This is a genomic window from Paractinoplanes durhamensis (assembly GCF_016862175.1).
GTDB classification, from domain to species: Bacteria; Actinomycetota; Actinomycetes; order Mycobacteriales; family Micromonosporaceae; genus Actinoplanes; species Actinoplanes durhamensis.
The window spans coordinates 1-512 of the sequence record NZ_BOML01000138.1 but is presented as its reverse complement, the minus strand read 5'-3'; the positions used below and the strand labels follow the sequence as shown (position 1 = coordinate 512).

Below are 512 nucleotides of genomic sequence, written 5' to 3'. Positions count from 1 at the left end.
TGGTGCTGGCCCCGGGGACTTTGCTGCTGGAGTTGGTGTTGCGTGCTGGTGAGGAGGTCGGCTGCCCGCACGTGACAGAGCTGACCCTGCATACCCCGATGACGCTGCCGGACACGGGATCGGTGCAGGTTCAGGTCACTGTTTCCGGTGAGAGTGTCACTGTTCATACCCGGGTTGATGGTGTGGACGTTGAGTGGATTCTGCATGCGACCGCTACGGTCGGCGCCGCTGTGCGGGTCGTGGATGGTCCGGCCGATTTGGTGGTGTGGCCGCCGTCGGGTGCTCAGCCGGTTGCGGTGGAGGGGTTTTACCCGCATGCGGAGTCGCTTGGTTATCACTACGGGCCGGTGTTTCAGGGGTTGCGGGCGGTTTGGCGTGATGGTGGGGACGTTTACGCCGAGGTGATGTTGCCCGATGGGCAGGATGCCGGGTTCGGTGTTCATCCGGCTCTGCTTGATGCGGCGTTGCACGCGATGATCCTGACGAGTTTCGCTGATGCTGCTGGGCAGGTG

General features: G+C 63.3%; 1 protein-coding gene. It reads left to right on the top strand.

Translation table 11 applies throughout. The annotated features are described in order from the left end of the window. Nucleotides 1–512 (top strand): polyketide synthase dehydratase domain-containing protein (locus Adu01nite_RS47470; protein ID WP_203736008.1); only part of this gene is annotated, 512 nt, incomplete at both ends.